The following is a 17,524-nucleotide window of genomic DNA, read 5'->3' as shown; positions in this document are numbered from 1 at the left end:
CCCTCCCGGCTCCGTCGGCACAACTACGTCAGGCCGCATTTGCCATTTCGCCGCGCTCCCCTTCTTCGGACCGTGCCCGGACGGAAACGCAAACCTTTTATGGGGCCGAAACATACTTTCCTCACATGATGTTTACTCATTTATTACAATCGCATTATTCCAACTGACTTGCCGCCGTCCGGCGGCCCGACCCGGCCCTTGCATGAGCGCGAAAAAGAAGACCCATCCCGCCGATCCATACGCCGCCGCGACCAAGCATCCGATGCTCGCGTCGCGCCTGCCGATGTGGCGCTCGAAGCTGGTCGTGATCATGGTGTCCCTCGGTTTCGCCGCGCTGATCGGACGCGCCTTCTGGGTGCAGGTCGCGAACCAGGATTTCTACGTCGGGCAAGGCCAGAAGCGCTACCAGCGCACGATCGAGCTCGACGCGATGCGCGGGCGCATCGTCGACCGCAACGGCGCGATGCTCGCGGTCAGCCTGTCGACGTATGAAATCTGGGCGAATCCGAAACAGGTCGCCGAAATCGACTATCCGCAGATCGCGAAGCTGCTCGACATGCCGCTCGCGGAAGTGAAGCGCCGCCTGCGCAACGACCGCACGTTCGTGCTGCTCAAGCGGCAGATCGACGCCGACACCGCGAGCCGGCTCGACAAGCTCGAGATCGACGGCATCACGCAGATCGCCGACTCGAAGCGCTTCTATCCGGAGGGCGAATCGGCCGCGCACGTAGTCGGCTTCACCAACGTCGAGGACAAGGGCCAGGAAGGCGTCGAGCTCGCGGCGAACGGGCGGCTGTCGGGTACCTCCGGGCAGCGCGAGGTGATCCGCGACCGGCTCGGCCGCATCGTGTCCGACACGCGTCCGCTCGTGCCCGCGCAGCACGGCGCGACGATCGAACTGACGATCGACCGGCGGATCCAGCAGCTCGCGTTCAGCCAGCTCAAGGCCGCAGTGCTCGAGAACAACGCAATAGCCGGCAGCGTGGTCGTGCTCGACGCGCAGAACGGCGAAATCCTCGCGCTCGCGAACTACCCGACCTTCGACCCGAACGACCGCGCCCGGCTGACGGGCCAGCAGCTGCGCAACCGCGCGGTGATCGACACGTTCGAGCCGGGTTCGACGATCAAGCCGCTCGTCGTCGCGCTGTCGATCGACGAGCGCAAGGTCACGCCGAACACGATCATCAACACATCGCCCGGCACCTACAAGATCGGCCCGGCCGTGATCCACGACACGTCGAACCACGGCTCGCTGACCGTCTCGCAGGCGCTGCAGAAGTCGAGCAACGTCGCGCTCGCGAAGCTGGCGCTGAACCTGCCCGCCGAAACGATCTGGAACAAGTACCAGGAATACGGGATCGGCCGCGCGCCGGAGCTGACATTCCCGGGCGTCGCGTCGGGCCGCCTGCGCGGCTACAAGCGCTGGCGGCCGATCGAGCAGGCGACGATGGCGTACGGCTACGGGCTGTCGATGTCGCTGCTGCAGATCGCGCAGACCTACACCGCCTACGCGGGCGACGGCACGCTGCACCCGGTGTCGCTGCTGAAGAACGGCTCCGACCCGCAGACGATCAATGCCCATCGCGGCCACCGCGTGACGTCGCCGCAAACCGCGGCGGCGATCCGCGCGATGCTCGAGTCGGCCGTCGGCGAAGGCGGCACGGGGCGCCGCGCGCGCGTCGACGGCTACCGGATCGGCGGCAAGACGGGCACGGCGCGCAAGCAGGTCGGCGCGACCTATGCGAAGGGCAAGTACCGCGCATTGTTCGCGGGGATGGCGCCGATGAGCAACCCGCGCCTGATCGTCGCGGTGATGATCGACGAGCCACGCGGCAAGGGCTATTACGGCGGCACGGTGGCCGGCCCGGTGTTCTCGTCGGTCACGAGCGGCTCGCTGCAGTTGCTCGGCGTGCCGCCCGACGCACCGGTCGAGCCGACGCCGAATGCGCCGGTCAAGGCCGCACCGCAGAAGACCGTCGCGGCGCCGAAGACCACGGCGCAATCGAAGACGGCGGGCGAGCAGAAAGCATCGGCCCCCGTGAAAACGGCCGCGCAATCCGGCGCGGCCGTACCGGCGAAGGCGGCGGCAGGCTGAAGCCGCCAGGGCGCACTCGGCGCCGCGCGAGGCGAAAAGGTCGACTGTTCGCTGTGCCGAATTCCCGGCACGCCCGCTTTCCGCTGGCCGACACTATCCCGCCACCCGCGCGACCCCGGCCGCGCGACCGTCAGTGCGCGTGCGCATCCGCCACCGGCTTCACCATCCTGCCGAGCACGTGCTCGGTCATTCCGCGCGCGAGTTCGCTCTCGCCCATGAATACGGTGCCGACACCCTCGCTCGACAGCAACGCGGCCTCGTCGCTGCTGTTCGTGCACAGCACGACCTCCAGCATCGGGTTCAGTGTGCGCGAGATCTCGACGATCTGCCGCACGTCGAATACGTCCGGCAGCGTGACGACCAGCATCCCGGCGCGCGCGATATGCGCCTGCACGAGCACGACCGGCTCGATCGCGTCGCCCGACACGGCGGCGACGCCGTCCGCGCGCAGCTTTTCGACGAGCTCGCGATTCTGCTCGACGACGACATACGCGATGCCGCGCTCGTCCAGCGCATGCGCGATCCGCGTGCCGACCTTGCCGTAGCCGACGATCACGACCTGCCCGGTCAGGTGCGTCTGCGGCGTGGACATCGGCAGCGCGGCGAGCGGATCGTCGCGTGCCTCGAGCTTGCGCGCGAACGCCGAATGCTTGCGGATCCACGCGAGCGCCGGATCGATCATCGCGAACAGCAGCGTGTTCATCGCGATCGAGATCAGCGCGACCGCGAGGATCAGGCTCTGCCCTTCGGCCGACAGCAGCCCGAGCGCGCGACCGAGCCCCGCGAGAATGAACGAGAATTCGCCGATCTGCGCGAGGCCCGCGCCGACCGTCAGCGCGGTGTTCAGCGGATAGCGGAATGCGATCACGAGCGCGACCGCCGCGAGCGTCTTGCCGATCAGGACGATCGCCGCGACTTCGATCACGTGCAGCGGCTCGGTGAGCAGCACCGTCGGATCGAACAGCATCCCGACCGAAATGAAGAACAGCACCGAGAACGCGTCGCGCAGCGGCAGCGTCTCGTCGGCCGCGCGCCGGCTGAACTCCGACTCGCGCATCATCATCCCGGCGAAGAACGCGCCGAGCGCGAACGACACGTCGAAGAGCTTCGCCGCGCCGAACGCGATGCCGACCGCCGCGGCGATCATGCACAGCGTGAACAGCTCGCGCGAACCGGTGCGCGCGACGAGCCACAGGATGCGCGGGAACACGCGCTTGCCGACCACGAGCATCAGTGCGATGAACGCGGCGACCTTCAGCATCGTGACGCCGAGCGTGCCCCACACGCTACCGCCGGCCGCGTGCGCATCGCCGGGCGGCGTGCCGCCGAGCAGCCCCGCGACGGGCGGCAGCAGCACGAGCACCAGCACCATCACGAGATCCTCGACGACGAGCCAGCCGACCGCAATGCGCCCATTCACCGTCTCGACGAGGCCGCGCCCCTCGAGCGCCCGCAGCAGCACGACCGTGCTCGCGACCGACAGCGCGAGCCCGAACACGAGCGCCGCACCGAGGCTCCAGCCCCACGTGAGCGCGAGCCCGCCGCCGAGCAACGTTGCGACGGTAATCTGGACGACGGCCCCCGGCAGTGCGATCTTGCGCACCGCGAGCAGATCGCCGAGCGAGAAATGCAGGCCGACACCGAACATCAGCAGCATCACGCCGACTTCCGCGAGCTGCTGCGCGAGCGACAGGTCGCCGACGAAACCGGGCGTGCCGGGGCCGATCACGATCCCGGCGAGCAGATAGCCGACGAGCGGCGGCATTTTCAGCAGTGACGCGAGGTAACCGAAGATCATCGCGAGACCGAAACCGGCCGCGAGCAACGCAATCAGGCTAACGTCATGAGGCATCCCCCCTCCCGAGTTCTTGTAACTATTTAGTAAGGTTCAAGAATGGAAGGATAAGGGATGAGATGGAAAAATGGCGGGCCACCGCGAAAAATTCACGCGGTGGCCCGCCATTGCGGGGGTACTACCCCGGGCAGCCGGAACGCGCCCCACGCGCCGGCCGGCGGCGCGGCGGATCGATCGGGCGGCGACCGGCGTCCCGCCGCGTGCGTCAGCGCGACGCCTGCGGGAACCGCGCGCCCGGCGGCGGCTCCGGCCGCGTCGACGGCGTGCTCTTGCGCACCTTCGCGACCTGCGCGGCCGTGATCGCCGTGCCCATATTGCCCCAGCTCGTGCGCACGAAGTTCGACACGTCCGCGACTTCCTGGTCCGACAGGCGCCAGCCGAACGGGGGCATCGTGAAGGTCGACGGTGCAGTGTGCGTCCCCTGCAGCGCGCTGCCCTCCAGCACGACGTGGATCAGCGACGTCGGATCCTCGCCCTGCACGACCGGGTTGCCGGCGAGCGCCGGGAACACGCGCGTGTAGCCGTGGCCGTCGCTGCGGTGGCACGCCATGCAGTTGTCACGATAGACGGCGGCGCCCGGCTTGCTCGCGTCGCCGGTCTGCAGCGCCTTCGCCGCGGCCGCGTCGTACATGTGCGGCTGCTCGCCCTGCGCGCGCGGCGGCAGCGTCTTGAGGTAGCGCGCGATCGCGGTCAGGTCGTTGTCGCTCAAGTGCTGCATGCTGTGGCCGACCACGTCCGTCATCCCGCCGAACGCGGCCGTGCGCAGCGTGCGGCCGGTCTTCAGGAACTGCACGATCTCGGATTCGCTCCACGTGCCGAGCCCGGTGCGCGGCTCGCCGCGCAGGCTCGTCGGCACCCAGCCGTCGATCGCCGCGCCGCCGGCCAGGAAGTCGAGGCCGCCCGCATCGGTCAGCGCGCGCTCCTGCATCGTCGCCGCACGCGGCGTGTGGCACGCGCCGCAATGACCGAGACCCTGCACGAGATACGCGCCGCGCGCGACCACCGGATCGGTGTACGACGCCGCATCGAACGGCTTCGGCGCCGGCGCGAACATCTTGCGCCAGAACATCAGCGGCCAGCGCATCGACAGGGGCCAAACGATGTCGACCGCGCGGTTCTCGCGTTCGACCGGCGTGACGCCGTGCATGAAGTACGCATACAGCGCCTTCACGTCGTCGTCGCTCAGGCGCGCGTAGGACGGGTACGGCATCGCCGGGTACATCGTGTCGCCGTTCTTGCGGACGCCCTCGCGCACCGCGCGAGTGAAGTCGTCGAGCGTCCAGCCGCCGAGGCCCGTCTTCGGGTCCGGCGTGATGTTGGTCGAATAGATCGCGCCGATCGGCGTGTCGAACTTCAGCCCGCCCGCGAACGGCTTGCCGCCGCTCGCAGTGTGGCATGCGATGCAGTCGCCCGCGCGGGCAAGATATTCGCCTCGCTTGACGAGGTTCGCGTCGGCCGATTGTGCCGCCGGTGCCGCCGTCGGGCCCGAAGCCGCAGCCGGCCCCGCCGGTTGCGCGAAGGCCGCCCCGCCCGCGAGACCGATCGCCGCCCATGCCGTGCCGATCGCCAGTGCGCGCCGCAGCGGGGAAATTCGGCGCGCGGCGTTGTGGTGGTTCACTGTCCTCTTCATGCGGTCACCAGCGGAGCGGGATTTTTCAGGTATTGCTCGCGGATCGCGCGTGCCGACCAGTAGGCCAGCGCCGCGATGATCCCGGTCGGGTTGTAGCCGATGCCTTGCGGCAGCGCCGACGCGCCCATCACGAACACGTTGTGCACGTCCCAGCATTGCAGGTAGCGGTTCAGCACGCTCGTCTTCGGATCGGTGCCCATGATCGCGCCGCCCACCAGGTGCGTCGTCTGGTATGCGCGCGAATCGAAGTGCTTGCCGAACTCGCGCGTCGACACGCCGATCGCCTTCGGCCCCATCGCCTCCGCGATCTTCTTCATCTGCCCGGTCACGTACTGCGCCATCTTGATGTCGTTGTCCTTCCAGTCGAAGGTCATCCGCAAGAGCGGCTGGCCGTACGAATCGCGATAGGTCGGATCGAGGTCGAGGTAGACATCGCGGTACGACATGTTCGTGCCGTGCGCATCCATCGAGATCGTGTGCGCATAGTTGTCCTTCACGGCCTTCTTCCACGCGGCGCCCCATTGCGGCGTGCCCGGCGGCGTCGCAATGCCGCTGATCGGCTTCACGCCGGCCTGGTTCACCCAAAGCGGCGAACCGCCGACGAAGCCGAGCGGGCCATGGTCGAAGTTGTCCGCGTTGAAGTCGTCCACCGCGACGCCGTTGCCGCCCGCGCCGATGAACGGGTTCGTGAAGGTGTCCTTGTCGAAGAACGCCTTGATCGTCGACAGGTTCTGGTACGCGAAATTGCGGCCCACCACGCCTTCGCCCGAGATCGGGTCGTACGGCTTGCCGATACCCGACAGCAGCAGCAGGTGCACGTTGTGATACTGGAACGCCGCGACGATCACGAGATCGGCCGGCTGGTGCACTTCACGGCCGGCCGGGTCGACGTAGGTGACACCCGTCGCACGCTTCTTCGTGTCGTCGAGGTCCACGCGCAACACGTGGCACTTCGAGCGCAGCTCGAAGTTCGGCGCCTGCTTCAGCGCCGGCAGGATGTTCAGGTTCGGCGACGCCTTCGAGTACATGTAGCACGCGTAGCCGCTGCAGTAGCCGCAGAAGTTGCAGGGGCCCATCTGCACGCCGTACGGGTTGGTGTATGGGCCCGACGTATTCGCCGACGGCAGCCGGTACGGATGCAGGCCGAGCGACTTGGCCGCGTCGAAGAAGCGCTGCGCCGAATAGGTGTTGAACTGCGCGGGCAGCGGGAAGTTGTCGCTGCGGTTCGCTTCGAACACGTTGCCGTCGCCGACCACCTTGCCGCCGACCTTGTACGCCTGCCCCGACGTGCCGAACACCTTCTCGGCGAAGTCGAAATGCGGCTCGAGCTCGTCGTAGGTCACGCCCGTGTCCTGGATCGTCATCCCTTCCGGGATGAACTTCTTGCCGTAGCGCTCTTCGTAGTGGCTGCGCAGGCGCAGCTCTTCCGGCGTGATCCGGAAATGCACGCCCGACCAGTGCAGCCCCGCGCCGCCGACGCCCTCGCCCGGCAGGAACGCGGCGAGCTGCCGGTACGGCAGCGCGGTGTCCTGCACGCCGTGGCGGATCGACACGGTCGTCTTCGACAGGTCGAGGAAGAGCTTCTTGCGGACGTTGTAGGTCAGCTCGTCGATCGTGTTCGGATACGCGCCGTCCGGGTAGGTGTCGCGATACTCGCCGCGCTCGAGCGCGACGACGTTCAGGCCCGCTTCGGTCAGTTCCTTCGCGAGAATCGCGCCCGTCCAGCCGAAGCCGACGATCACCGCATCGACATGCGGCTTTTTCTCTGCGGCCATCAGCTGCGCTCCCCGTTGATCGAGACGGGGCCGTACGGGTACGGCTTGCCGTTCTGGTTGACGAAATCCATGAAGTCGGCGCGCGCGCCCGGAAAACCGATCATCTTCCACGCGGCCATGTCGTGATTGCCGCCGTGCACCGGATCGCAGAAGTAGCCTTCGCGCGTGTTCTGCAGCAACTGGCCGAAGAACACGGCGGACGGCACGTCGTCGATCTGCGCGCCGCCTTTTTCGAGTGCGCCGAGCACGGTGTCGCGAGTCGGCGCGTCGAGATCGGCGAACACCTTGCCATGGGCCTTTTCGCAATAGCGGTTGACCGCCGCGATGCCGAGCCGGTAGATGTCGCGTGGCACGAGCTTGAGCTGGTAGCCGAGCTCGGGCACGCCCTGCTGGAACGGCCCCTGCATGTACCACGTCGCGCCGTGTGCGTACGGGGTTTCCATCTGGCGGTCGATGAATTCGGGCACGCCGGATTCGAGCGCGCCGGGGCCTTCGGCGTCGGCCGGGATCAACCGGTCGACGGCGGCCTGGACGAACGCCCACTCCTTCGCATCGAAGAAGGTCGGCTTGTACGGCGCGCGTTCGCCGCCGGCCGGCGCGGTGGAGGCATTGCCGGCCGTGGTCGAGGACGACGACGAGCGCAGGTCGCAACCGGCGACCGACGCGATCGGCACGAGCGCGACCGACGTGCGCAGGAAGCGGCGACGCGAATTGGGTTTGTCGGGTGGCGTGGACATGGTCGGATGGTGATCGTTGTGGAACGTGGTTCGGGGCCCGCATTCCGCATGCGGCATGCCCGGCACGGCAGCCTTGCCGCACGCGGCCGGCCGTCCTGTTCTAGCGGCGTTGCGAACAACCTCGATGCGGGCGCACGCCACGCGCTGCGCGGTGGCGCCGTCATGCAGCCGCGCAGCGCGCCGGTTCCGGCGCGCTGCGGGTTCGACCTCTTTGCGGGTCTGATCATCGGGCAGATACCGGCTTACCGCCCGCATCTGCCCTTCATCGCCATGGCCCTGTTCAACTTAGACGCCGCGCTTGCCGACGGCAAGCGCATCGTGCACGACCCTCATTCCGGGCCCGACGACAAACGCCGCGAATTATAAATGGAACCGGTTCCATTTCCAAAGGGTTCAATGCAATTCATTACATCGAAAACCGCAACAATGAGGAAATCGTTTTCCGGAATGTGCAAGAGCCGTGGCGCGGGTCGTGTCGACGCTCACCACGGTGGCGCGATGCGCGGGCTTCGCCCACTCCGCGCGTTCGATCGCGACGCCGCGACGGGCGTCAGGGCGCCGCGCGCTGCAAACTGGCTGCCGCGCCAGGCGCGGCGCTCATCACGACCACAGCATCGACGCGATCGACAACGAGAGCGCCACGCACAGCGGCGAGTAACACAGGCTGTCCATCTGCGCGAAACGCGACCCGCGCACCCGCTTGAAGAAGCCGACGTAGCGGAAATCGCCGACCGCGCGCACCGCAAAGATCAATGCGAGCGCAACGATCGCGAGCGCGATCGCGCCGGGATACAGGTTCGGCCACAGCCAGCCGGCGCGCGACGCCACCGCGCATGCGCCGGCCAGCAACGCCGTCGCGACGGCGAGCGTGCCGAGCATGGTCGGCCGCAGGAGCGGTACCCCATCCTGTTCCGGAATGGCCGCACGCTTGCCGAACCGTCCGCCGAACGCCCAGTAGACTTGAACGATTGCAATCGCACAAAGCGTCGGCACGCTGAAATACGCGCCGCTCATCTCGGTAAGGTTCCTTGTCTCATCGTATCGTGATCCAGCCGGAACGGCTCCGGCAGCACGCGGCTCCGTTCCGCGCAACACGAGACGATACCCAAACCACGTGCCGCATGCATTGCGACGTCCGGTCGCAATACGCCACGCCGCGTGCTGCGATGCAATGCGCGCGCACCGTCGCACCGGCCGCCGCTTGACTTCCCTCCGGGCACCACTACCCTTTTATTCCAGTACGGCACTCGAACCGTGCATGCGCAGCGGTCGCATACGTGCCGTTCGCCGGCGCGCTCGGGCACGACAACAATGACGAATACCCATGGAGGCGACTCATGCTGATCGGTGTGCCGAAGGAGATCAAGAATCACGAGTACCGCGTCGGCCTCACGCCGGCCGGCACACGCGAACTCACGCGTCATGGCCATGGCGTGCTCGTGCAGCGCGGCGCGGGCACCGCGATCGGTCTGCACGACGACGACTACACGGCCGCAGGCGCGACATTGTGCGACGACGCGCGCGACGTCTTCGCGCGCGCCGACATGATCATCAAGGTCAAGGAGCCGCAGGCGGCCGAGTGCGCGATGCTGCGGCGCGGACAGATTCTTTATACGTATCTGCATCTCGCGCCCGATCCCCAGCAGGCGGCCGCGCTGGTGAAGTCCGGCGCGGTGTGCATCGCGTACGAGACCGTGACGGGCCCCGGCGGCGGGCTGCCACTGCTCGCGCCGATGAGCGAGGTCGCGGGACGCATGTCGATCCAGGTCGCGGCGACGCACCTCGAAAGCCCGCGGGGCGGCCGCGGCGTGCTGATGGCCGGCGTGCCCGGCGTGCCGGCCGCGCACGTCGTGGTGCTCGGCGCAGGCGTGGTGGGCACCGGTGCGCTGCAGATGGCGGTCGGCCTCGGCGCACGCGTCACCGTGCTCGACACGAACGTGGGCCGGCTGCGCCAGCTCGACCTGGTCTTCGCGAACCGGATCGCGACCGTCTGTTCGAACGCGCACACGATCGACGAAGCCGTGCGCGACGCCGACGTCGTGATCGGCGCGGTGCTCGTGCCGGGCGCGTCGGCGCCGCGGCTCGTCACGCGCGACATGATCGCGACGATGCGCACGGGTGCCGTCGTCGTCGACGTCGCGATCGACCAGGGCGGCTGCTTCGAGACATCGCATGCAACGACACATGCGCAGCCGACCTTCGTCGTCGACGGCGTCGTGCACTACTGCGTCGCGAACATGCCCGGCGCGGTCGCGCGCACGTCGACGTTCGCGTTGAACAATGCGACGCTCGGCCATGCGCTCGCGCTCGCCGACAAGGGCTGGAAACGCGCGATGGCCGACGATCCCCATCTGCGCGCGGGCCTCAACGTGTGCGACGGCCGCATCACCTACGAGGCCGTCGCGCTGGCGCTCGGCCTGCCGTACGTGCCAGCGGAAGACGTGCTGGCCTGACTTCGGCGTGCGCCGTCACGCGCCCTTCGGGCGGCCGCGCTTCGACGCCCCGCTCGCGTGCATCGTGCGCGCCAGCAGCGGCCGCAGTTGCGCGAGCGTGCGCGTGTTGAGCACGTCGTGCCGCGTGAGCCAACCACGCCGCGCCTGGCCGATACCGTATCCGAGGTTGTCCAGATCGTCGGCGCAACGTGCGTCCGAGCCGATCGCCACGGCGACACCGGCTTTCGCGGCCTCGCGGCACCAGACGTCCGGCAGATCGAGCCGTCGCGGGTCGCCATCGAGTTCGACGAAGCAGCGGCGCGCGGCGGCTGCGGCGAGCACACGCGGCACGTCGAGTTCGCATGCGTCGCGTTCGCCGAGCAGCCGGCCGGTCGGATGCGCGAGGATCGTGAAATACGGATGATCCATCGCACGCAGGATTCGCCCGGTCTGCGCGTCGCCTGTCAGGTCGAAGCCGTCGCGCACCGCGCCGACGACGAGGTCGAGGCGCCCAAGCACGTCGTCGGGCACGTCGAGACTGCCGTCTTCGCGAATGCCGGCCTCGACGCCCTTCAACAGCACGAAGTCGTCGAATGACGCGTTGAGGCGGTCGATCTCGTCGATCTGCCGCACGAGCCAGTCGCCATCGGCTCGGCCACCTTGCGTATCCGGTGCGCGATCGGTGACGGCCAGATACGCGAGCCCGCGGGCCCGGGCCGCATCCGCCATTGCGCGCAGGCTGTCGCGCCCGGCCGACGCCTTGGTATGCGCATGCAGATCGCCATGAACGTGCCTGCGCTCGACCAGCGCCGGCAGCGTGCCCGCGCGCGACGCGTCGATCTCGCCGCGGTCCTCGCGCAACTCGGGCGGCACCCAGTGAAGACCGATCGCCTCGTAGACGGATGCCTCCGTCGCGCCCGCGATCCGCTCGTCGCCGCGGAATACGCCGTATTCGTTGATCTTCAGGCCGCCGGCCTGCGCGATCCTGCGCAGGGCGATGTTGTGCGCCTTCGATCCCGTGAAATAGACGAGCGCGGCACCGAACGCGTCGGCATCGACGACGCGCAGGTCCACCTGCAGCCCGTTGCCGAGCATGACGCCCGAACGCGTCTTGCCGTTCGCGAGTACGCGCGCGACTTCACCGTAGCCGACGAACGCATCGGCCACCGCGGCCGGATCGCGCGCCGTCACGAGGATGTCGAGGTCGCCGACCGTCTCGCGGTTGCGGCGAAAACTGCCCGCCGGCACCGCTTCCCCGACGCCGGCCACCTTGCGCAGACGCTCGAGCAACGGCATCAGCGATTGCGCGGCATCCGGCAGCAGGAAGCGTTGCGGCTCGCGCTTCAGGCGGTCGTCGATCGCGTCGAGGAGATGGGCTTCGGTCTTCGCGCCGAAACCCGGCAGCGCGCGCACGTGCCCGCTCTTCGCTTCGACGCGTAGCTGTTCGAGCGACTCGACGTGCAGTGCGTCATGCAGCGCCTTGACTCGTTTCGCGCCGAGCCCCGGCACGTCGAGCAGTTCGACGATCGCGCGCGGCAGCGCATGGCGTAGCGTTTGCTGCAGTTCGCAGGTGCCGGTCGAGGCGATCTCGCGCAGCTTAGCCGCGAGATCGGCACCGATCGATGGAATCCGGCCGAGATCGCCGCCGCTCGCGAGCATCGCCGGAATGTCGCGCCCGTAATCGGCAATCGTCCGTGCCGCGTTGCGATAGGCGCGCACCCTGAACGGGTTGGCGCCCTGGATCTCGAGCATATCGGCGATTTCGGCGAAGACGGCCGCACACTCGGCATTGTGGATCGGCATGGTCGGCGTGGCTCCCTCCCACGTGGATGGCGCCGTGCGCTGGTGCGGCGGCCTCTGCCCGCCCGGCGCCGCATGTCGACGACGGCGGGCGCCCGTTGATCATCCTGCACCGATTGCCCGTGTCATGTCGCGCGACGCATGCGGCCTGCGCGGCTCCTGCGCCGATACATCAGAGCGATGCGCGCGGCGTCGTCGCGTAGCGACGCTCGTACAGGGACTGGCAATGCGTGCAACGCTCGGCAGTCGGGCGCGCGAGCAGCCGCTCGTAGCCGACCGGCGCATCGCAATCGATGCATTCGCCGTAGCTGCCGTCGCGGATGCGCTGCTGCGCGCGCCCGATCGCACGCAACTCGGCCAGCTTCATCCCGATCAGCGCGTGATCCATGTCGACGAACAGATCGGCGTTCGCCTCGTCGCCCTCGTCCGGCGCCGCGCCGGCGAGCTCCGCATAGGACTCCGACGCGCGCTGGTCCTCGCTCGTGCGGATGTTCGCCCGCAACGCCAGCTCGCTCTCGGTCAGGCGCCGCTGCAGCGTCTGCCGTTGTTCTCGATCGAGCGCCATCGCCGTCTCTCCTTTTCCGGGTTCCGCGCAAAGCGCATGCGGCGCGCGGTTGTCGCGCCGGTGCGCGGCGGGCCGGAACGCCCGGCTCGCCGCGCCCGGATGCGCGCCCGGCCGCACGAAGCGCCGGACGCATTCGACGCAGCATAAACCCAATGCACACGCATGTGTTGACCGTCGTCAGCGGCCGCACCATGCGCGCGAAAAACCGGGGACCGACGCGATAATCCGGCACGCCCGCATTCGTCTGACGCAGCCGCCGTTGAGGTCGATCAATCCCCTGTAAAAAGTTGCGACATAGATTGAAAGCATGCGCGGTGAATCCGCGGTTTTCCGGGAGAACGTCATGTTGTTCGGCGTCGTCATCTGGGTGGCCCTTGCGGCCCTGTTCCCGACGATGGTCGTGCCGACGATCCAGCACGCCATCCAGCCGTCGAGCGCGCAAGCCGCGCCCGATGCCAGCCCCGCCGTCACGCCCACCGCGTCGCCGGCGGCCGCTCAGCCGCCGTCGGACGGTTGACGCGCGGTTTCAGGTGCGCCGTTGCGTGGAGCATCGCATCGACGACGAAGGAACCGCGCATAATACTTCGCAATCCTGTTCATCAAAATGCATTACGCCCGACGAAGCCACGAACGACCGTCATCAGGATGATCTTCATGTCGAACCAGAAGCTCCAGTTCTGCATGTAGAACAGATCGAACTTCACACGCGCGGCCATCGCCTCGACCTTGCGCGTCTCGCCGCGATAGCCGTTCACCTGCGCCCACCCGGTGATCCCCGGCCGTACGCGATAGCGATACATGTAGCAGTCGACCAGTTGCCGGTAGAAGTCGTCGTGTTCGATCGCATGCGGACGCGGGCCGACCACCGACATCTGGCCGAACAACACGTTGAAGAACTGGGGCAGCTCGTCGAGCGACGTGCGCCGCAGGAACGCGCCGACAGGCGTGATGCGCGCGTCGTTGCGCGACGCCTGCCGCACGACACCGGGCTGTGCGCGATGCTCGCGCATCGTCCTGAACTTGAGGATATGAAACTCGCGACCGTCGGCACCCTTGCGGCGCTGCCTGAACAAGACAGGGCCCGGCGACGACAGCTTCACGGCGACCGCCAGCGCCGCAAGCAGCGGCAGCAGCGGGATCAGCACGGCGACCGCGAACATCCGGTCGAACGCGAACTTCGCCCACAGTTCCGGCGCGGAACGCGGCGTGGTCGCGAGGTTGATTGCCGGCATGCCGAGCACATCGGTCGCGGATCGCTCGACGACCGCCATCTGCCGCACGTCAGGCAACAGTCGCAACTCGACGAACTCGTCGCGCAATTCGCGCACGATGCGCTGAATGCGCGACTCGTGCGACATCGGCAGCGTGAGCCACACTTCGTCGATCTCGCCGCCGCGGATCATGCGCCGCAGCGCGCCCCAGTCGCCGATCACCGGGACGCCGCCGATTCCGTCGGCGGCTGCCGAGGCCGGCGCGTCGTCGTCGAACACGCAGGCCGCCGCGAACGGGCCGGCAGGCTCGCGCTGCATGCGCTCGATCGCCACCCGTCCGTAAGCGGTCGCGCCGACGATCGCGACCCGCCGCTGCCGCGCGCGCGGATCGCCCCGCCTGATCGCCAGCGCGCACAGTGCCAGCCTGCCAAGCAGCAGTGCCGCGTCGCCGGACAGCACCGTCCGCGCAATCCAGCGCGTCGTGACCGTGCCGCCGCGGTTCATGATCCACATCGTGCCAGCCACCGTCAGCATGCCCGCGCACACAACGGCGATCATCGTGCGCGTCAGCACGGTGCCGCTGTCATGCGACGATGCCGCGCTGCGCAACAAGCGCACACTGCGCGGCAACAGCGCAACCGTCAACGCGCACAGCAATGCAATCGCGCCGCGCTGAGCGTCCGACAGATCGCGCCATGCGAGTCCCATCACCGCCTGCGCGGAGAGCGCGCCTGCCAGCACGAGCGCGGCATCGGCCGCGGCAATCGCGGCGCGCCGCATCGTATTCGCTCCACCCGCCATCGCATGCATCGTCACGCACCGTGCGCGGGGAATCCGCCGTGCACGTCGTACATGCGCGGTCGCACCGGCATCGATCGCACGCCGGCACGCGTGCCGAGCAGCCGGCGATAGTCCGCACGAATCAGCTCGTAGCACTCGCACGCCTGGCGCTCGAGGCTGTCGCGATCGAGCACCGTGATGCGGCCGCGACGCTGACGAATCAGCCCGGCTTCCTGCAGGTTGCCGGCTGCTTCCGTCACCCCCTCGCGACGCACGCCGAGCATGTTCGCGATCGTCTGCTGCGTGACGGTCAGTTCGTCGCCGTCGATCCGGTCATGCGCGAGCAGCAGCCAGCGGCTCAACTGCTCGCTGACCGAGTGATGGCGGTTGCACAACGCGCTGCGCGAAATCTGCGCCATCATCGCCTGGCAGTAGTTCAACAACAGCCGATACGTCGCCGGCGAACGTTCGAATTCCGCGCGCATCACGCAGGTCGGCACACGGTAGGCCATCCCGCCGATACGGACTTCGATGCGGTTCGATACCGAGGTGCCGCCGACGAGCGTCGCCAGGCCGACCACACCTTCGCGGCCGACCACGGCAACCTCGACCATCGCGCCGTCTTCCATCAGGTGCTGCACCGACATCATGGCGGTCGTCGGGAAATGCAGATGGCGCATCGGTTCCCCGACACGGTCGAGCATGCCGGCCTTGATCCTGACCAGTTCGAGGTGCGGTGCGATGGCACGGATGCTGTCCTCAGGGAGGGCATCGAGGATGGCATTCGCCGAGTAGCTCGAGTGAAGATGAAGCATGTCTGTATCCCATTTGTCTTCCGCGCCGCATGCAGCTGCGTCGGCGGAACTCGTTATCGTGATGCGCGTCCGGATGGCGACGCGGGTTGCGGCCCACAACCCTCCACCCAATCGACCTGCGGCTTCACGCCGCCGGATCGAATCGGGCGTCCCGTTTCGATGCGCCCATCTCAATAAGCGATTTACGTGCCAATACCCGCCTCATCCTTAATATATAAATGACCAGCGATTTAGCCCCGCCGAATTACCAACTGAAAACTGTCAAAAGCGTCTCATTTTCGGACACCCTCTGCCACAGTGGAGACAGGAAGCGATTCGACTGATCAATGATCACCGAGTGCGCGGCGGCGCCAGCAGCGGCGCGCGAAGCTTATCGTTCAAATACTTACGGGCCGTTTTCAATTGTTTCCGTGATGTCTCGCATGGCGCCTGGGCGGTTCACGGCACCTCGAATGATCGTTTGAAACTGTCTCAAATATGAATCGACACATTAATTTACGGCTTTGTAAGCGAACGCACATAAAAGATGTAACCACATGATTTAATTGATAAATTTACAACTTCAATCCCGATTGTCAAATAATGCTAGATGCATTCTTAATGTTTTACATGTACGATACCCGTCACTTCTCGATTGATTCCGGATCGACATCGAATTCTCGACTTATCCGTCGATCCATATCAACGCGATTAACTCTTCAGAGCATGATCTTCAAATCCATATAACATTTTCATTTACGTTGAATCGTCAAACTTTGTGAAGTGACGTAGTGCGCAATTTATCGAATTCAATTGCGTGCTAGCCTTTTCCCGCCATCGTCATTCGAATTTCGACGAACACAAATCCGCACGCGCGTGCTAAATCCCCGGGGATGCCGCCGCGCGACGTGCGACCGCCCCCTACGAGGATGCGCCGTGACCCACCAGGCCAATGACGCCGTCGCCCACGCGAACGGCATGATCGAGCTCTCCCACAGCTTCGACGCCAACCGGTTCCTCGCGGCCCTCGACCGCGAGGAACGCGCCACGCTGATTGCCAATCTTCAGCTCGTTCACCTGAAATCGGGCCAGGTGCTGTGCGAGCCCGGCGAAACGCTCGCCGCGGTTTACCTGCCCGTCACGACGGCGATTTCGCTGCAGTACGTTTCGTCCGGCGGCATGACGCTGGAAGTTGCCGAGATCGGCAGCGAGAGCGTCGTATGCGACGACGTGATCGGCGGCAGCGGCCGGATGCCGTGCCGTGCCGTCGCATGTCGCGACGGCTTCGTCTACCGGCTGGACCGACGCATCTTCGCCGCCGCTTTCGATGCGTCGCCGGTGATTCGCCATCTGGTGTTTGTCTGCGTGCGGCTGCTGATGGCCCAGGTATCGCAGATCACGTTCTGCAGCCGCCATCACGTGCTCAAACATCAGTTATGCAGATGGTTCCTGCTTGCCTACGACCGGTCGCGCAGCATCGAGATCCAGGTCACCCACAGCATGCTCGCGCAGATGCTCGGCGTGCGGCGCGAGACGGTCACGGACGCAGCCGGCGAGATTCAGAAACTCGGCCTGATTCGACAGTACCGGAGCTCGATCGAGCTTGCCGATCTTGCGGGCCTCGAGAAAATGTCGTGCGGCTGCCGCGCAATCGTGCGCGACGAGATGAAGCGCATCCTGTCGGCCGACTCGAGCGTGACCGCCGCGGCACGCGCGTGATGCGCACGCCGTTTCGGCGCACGCGTGCGATCCGAGTCAGCCGATTGTAGGGTGGCGTACAGAACGCCGTGCTTGCGAATGGTCTACTGATGCCGGACTGCCGGGGGGATGTCAGCGCGCTGCGCGCGTCC

Annotated in this window: 14 protein-coding genes; 5 read left to right on the top strand and 9 right to left on the bottom strand. The window is 67.0% G+C overall.

Annotation, left to right across the window (positions count from 1 at the left end):
* The first annotated feature begins 202 nt into the window (after positions 1-202).
* Positions 203-2,095, top strand: a complete 1,893-nt coding sequence (locus LGM71_RS12960; RefSeq protein ID WP_226115037.1) for a peptidoglycan D,D-transpeptidase FtsI family protein — start codon at positions 203-205, stop codon at positions 2,093-2,095.
* Positions 2,096-2,225: 130 nt separating this feature from the next.
* Here the strand turns inward: LGM71_RS12960 and LGM71_RS12955 are convergent, their stop codons facing one another.
* The 4 genes from LGM71_RS12955 to LGM71_RS12940 form a co-directional block, all read right to left on the bottom strand.
* On the bottom strand, positions 2,226-3,947 hold the full coding sequence (locus LGM71_RS12955) for a cation:proton antiporter (protein ID WP_174906663.1): 1,722 nt from the start codon (positions 3,945-3,947) through the stop codon (positions 2,226-2,228).
* A 208-nt stretch (positions 3,948-4,155) separates the two neighbouring features.
* A complete protein-coding gene (locus LGM71_RS12950; protein WP_226115036.1) occupies positions 4,156-5,580 on the bottom strand; it encodes a cytochrome c in 1,425 nt (474 codons plus the stop codon).
* Positions 5,577-7,355 carry a GMC family oxidoreductase gene (locus LGM71_RS12945; RefSeq protein ID WP_226115035.1) on the bottom strand — a complete coding sequence of 593 codons (1,779 nt, stop codon included), beginning with the start codon at positions 7,353-7,355 and terminating at the stop codon, positions 5,577-5,579. The genes LGM71_RS12950 and LGM71_RS12945 overlap by 4 nt, the downstream gene beginning before the upstream one ends.
* Complete coding sequence (locus LGM71_RS12940) at positions 7,355-8,092, bottom strand: gluconate 2-dehydrogenase subunit 3 family protein (RefSeq protein WP_124623685.1); 738 nt, start codon at positions 8,090-8,092, stop codon at positions 7,355-7,357. Before LGM71_RS12940 ends, LGM71_RS12945 begins: the two co-directional genes overlap by 1 nt.
* 6 nt (positions 8,093-8,098) lie before the next feature.
* Here LGM71_RS12940 and LGM71_RS12935 point away from each other — a divergent pair, with 6 nt between their 5' ends.
* Positions 8,099-8,458, top strand: a complete 360-nt coding sequence (locus LGM71_RS12935; RefSeq protein WP_226115034.1) for a hypothetical protein — start codon at positions 8,099-8,101, stop codon at positions 8,456-8,458.
* Between the two features lie 234 nt (positions 8,459-8,692).
* On the opposite strand, the gene LGM71_RS12930 is transcribed toward LGM71_RS12935, so the two are convergent.
* Complete coding sequence (locus LGM71_RS12930; RefSeq protein ID WP_226115033.1) at positions 8,693-9,106, bottom strand: DUF3995 domain-containing protein; 414 nt, start codon at positions 9,104-9,106, stop codon at positions 8,693-8,695.
* A 323-nt stretch (positions 9,107-9,429) separates the two neighbouring features.
* Between LGM71_RS12930 and ald the strand changes: the two genes are divergently transcribed.
* Positions 9,430-10,545 (top strand): alanine dehydrogenase, encoded by a 1,116-nt coding sequence (ald, locus tag LGM71_RS12925; RefSeq protein WP_059599332.1) that lies wholly within the window; start codon positions 9,430-9,432, stop codon positions 10,543-10,545.
* Positions 10,546-10,560: 15 nt separating this feature from the next.
* Here the strand turns inward: ald and polX are convergent, their stop codons facing one another.
* Positions 10,561-12,327, bottom strand: a complete 1,767-nt coding sequence (gene polX / locus LGM71_RS12920; protein WP_226115032.1) for a DNA polymerase/3'-5' exonuclease PolX — start codon at positions 12,325-12,327, stop codon at positions 10,561-10,563.
* Positions 12,328-12,496: 169 nt separating this feature from the next.
* Positions 12,497-12,889 carry a TraR/DksA family transcriptional regulator gene (locus LGM71_RS12915; protein ID WP_226115031.1) on the bottom strand — a complete coding sequence of 131 codons (393 nt, stop codon included), beginning with the start codon at positions 12,887-12,889 and terminating at the stop codon, positions 12,497-12,499.
* Between the two features lie 343 nt (positions 12,890-13,232).
* On the opposite strand from LGM71_RS12915, the gene LGM71_RS12910 reads away from it, so the two are divergent.
* On the top strand, positions 13,233-13,406 hold the full coding sequence (locus tag LGM71_RS12910; RefSeq protein WP_170296460.1) for a hypothetical protein: 174 nt from the start codon (positions 13,233-13,235) through the stop codon (positions 13,404-13,406).
* A gap of 82 nt (positions 13,407-13,488) precedes the next feature.
* Here the strand turns inward: LGM71_RS12910 and LGM71_RS12905 are convergent, their stop codons facing one another.
* Positions 13,489-14,880, bottom strand: coding sequence for an undecaprenyl-phosphate glucose phosphotransferase (locus LGM71_RS12905; protein ID WP_226115030.1), 1,392 nt, complete (start codon positions 14,878-14,880; stop codon positions 13,489-13,491).
* 32 nt (positions 14,881-14,912) lie between these two features.
* Positions 14,913-15,695: a Crp/Fnr family transcriptional regulator gene (locus tag LGM71_RS12900; RefSeq protein WP_226115029.1), complete on the bottom strand. Its 783-nt coding sequence runs from the start codon at positions 15,693-15,695 to the stop codon at positions 14,913-14,915.
* 915 nt (positions 15,696-16,610) lie between these two features.
* Between LGM71_RS12900 and LGM71_RS12895 the strand changes: the two genes are divergently transcribed.
* On the top strand, positions 16,611-17,393 hold the full coding sequence (locus tag LGM71_RS12895; RefSeq protein WP_174906653.1) for a Crp/Fnr family transcriptional regulator: 783 nt from the start codon (positions 16,611-16,613) through the stop codon (positions 17,391-17,393).
* The last annotated feature ends 131 nt before the right edge of the window (positions 17,394-17,524 follow it).

It is taken from the genome of Burkholderia sp. AU33545, from assembly GCF_020419685.1.
Classification (GTDB): Bacteria; Pseudomonadota; Gammaproteobacteria; order Burkholderiales; family Burkholderiaceae; genus Burkholderia; species Burkholderia diffusa.
This window is presented reverse-complemented; position numbering and strand designations above follow the sequence as displayed.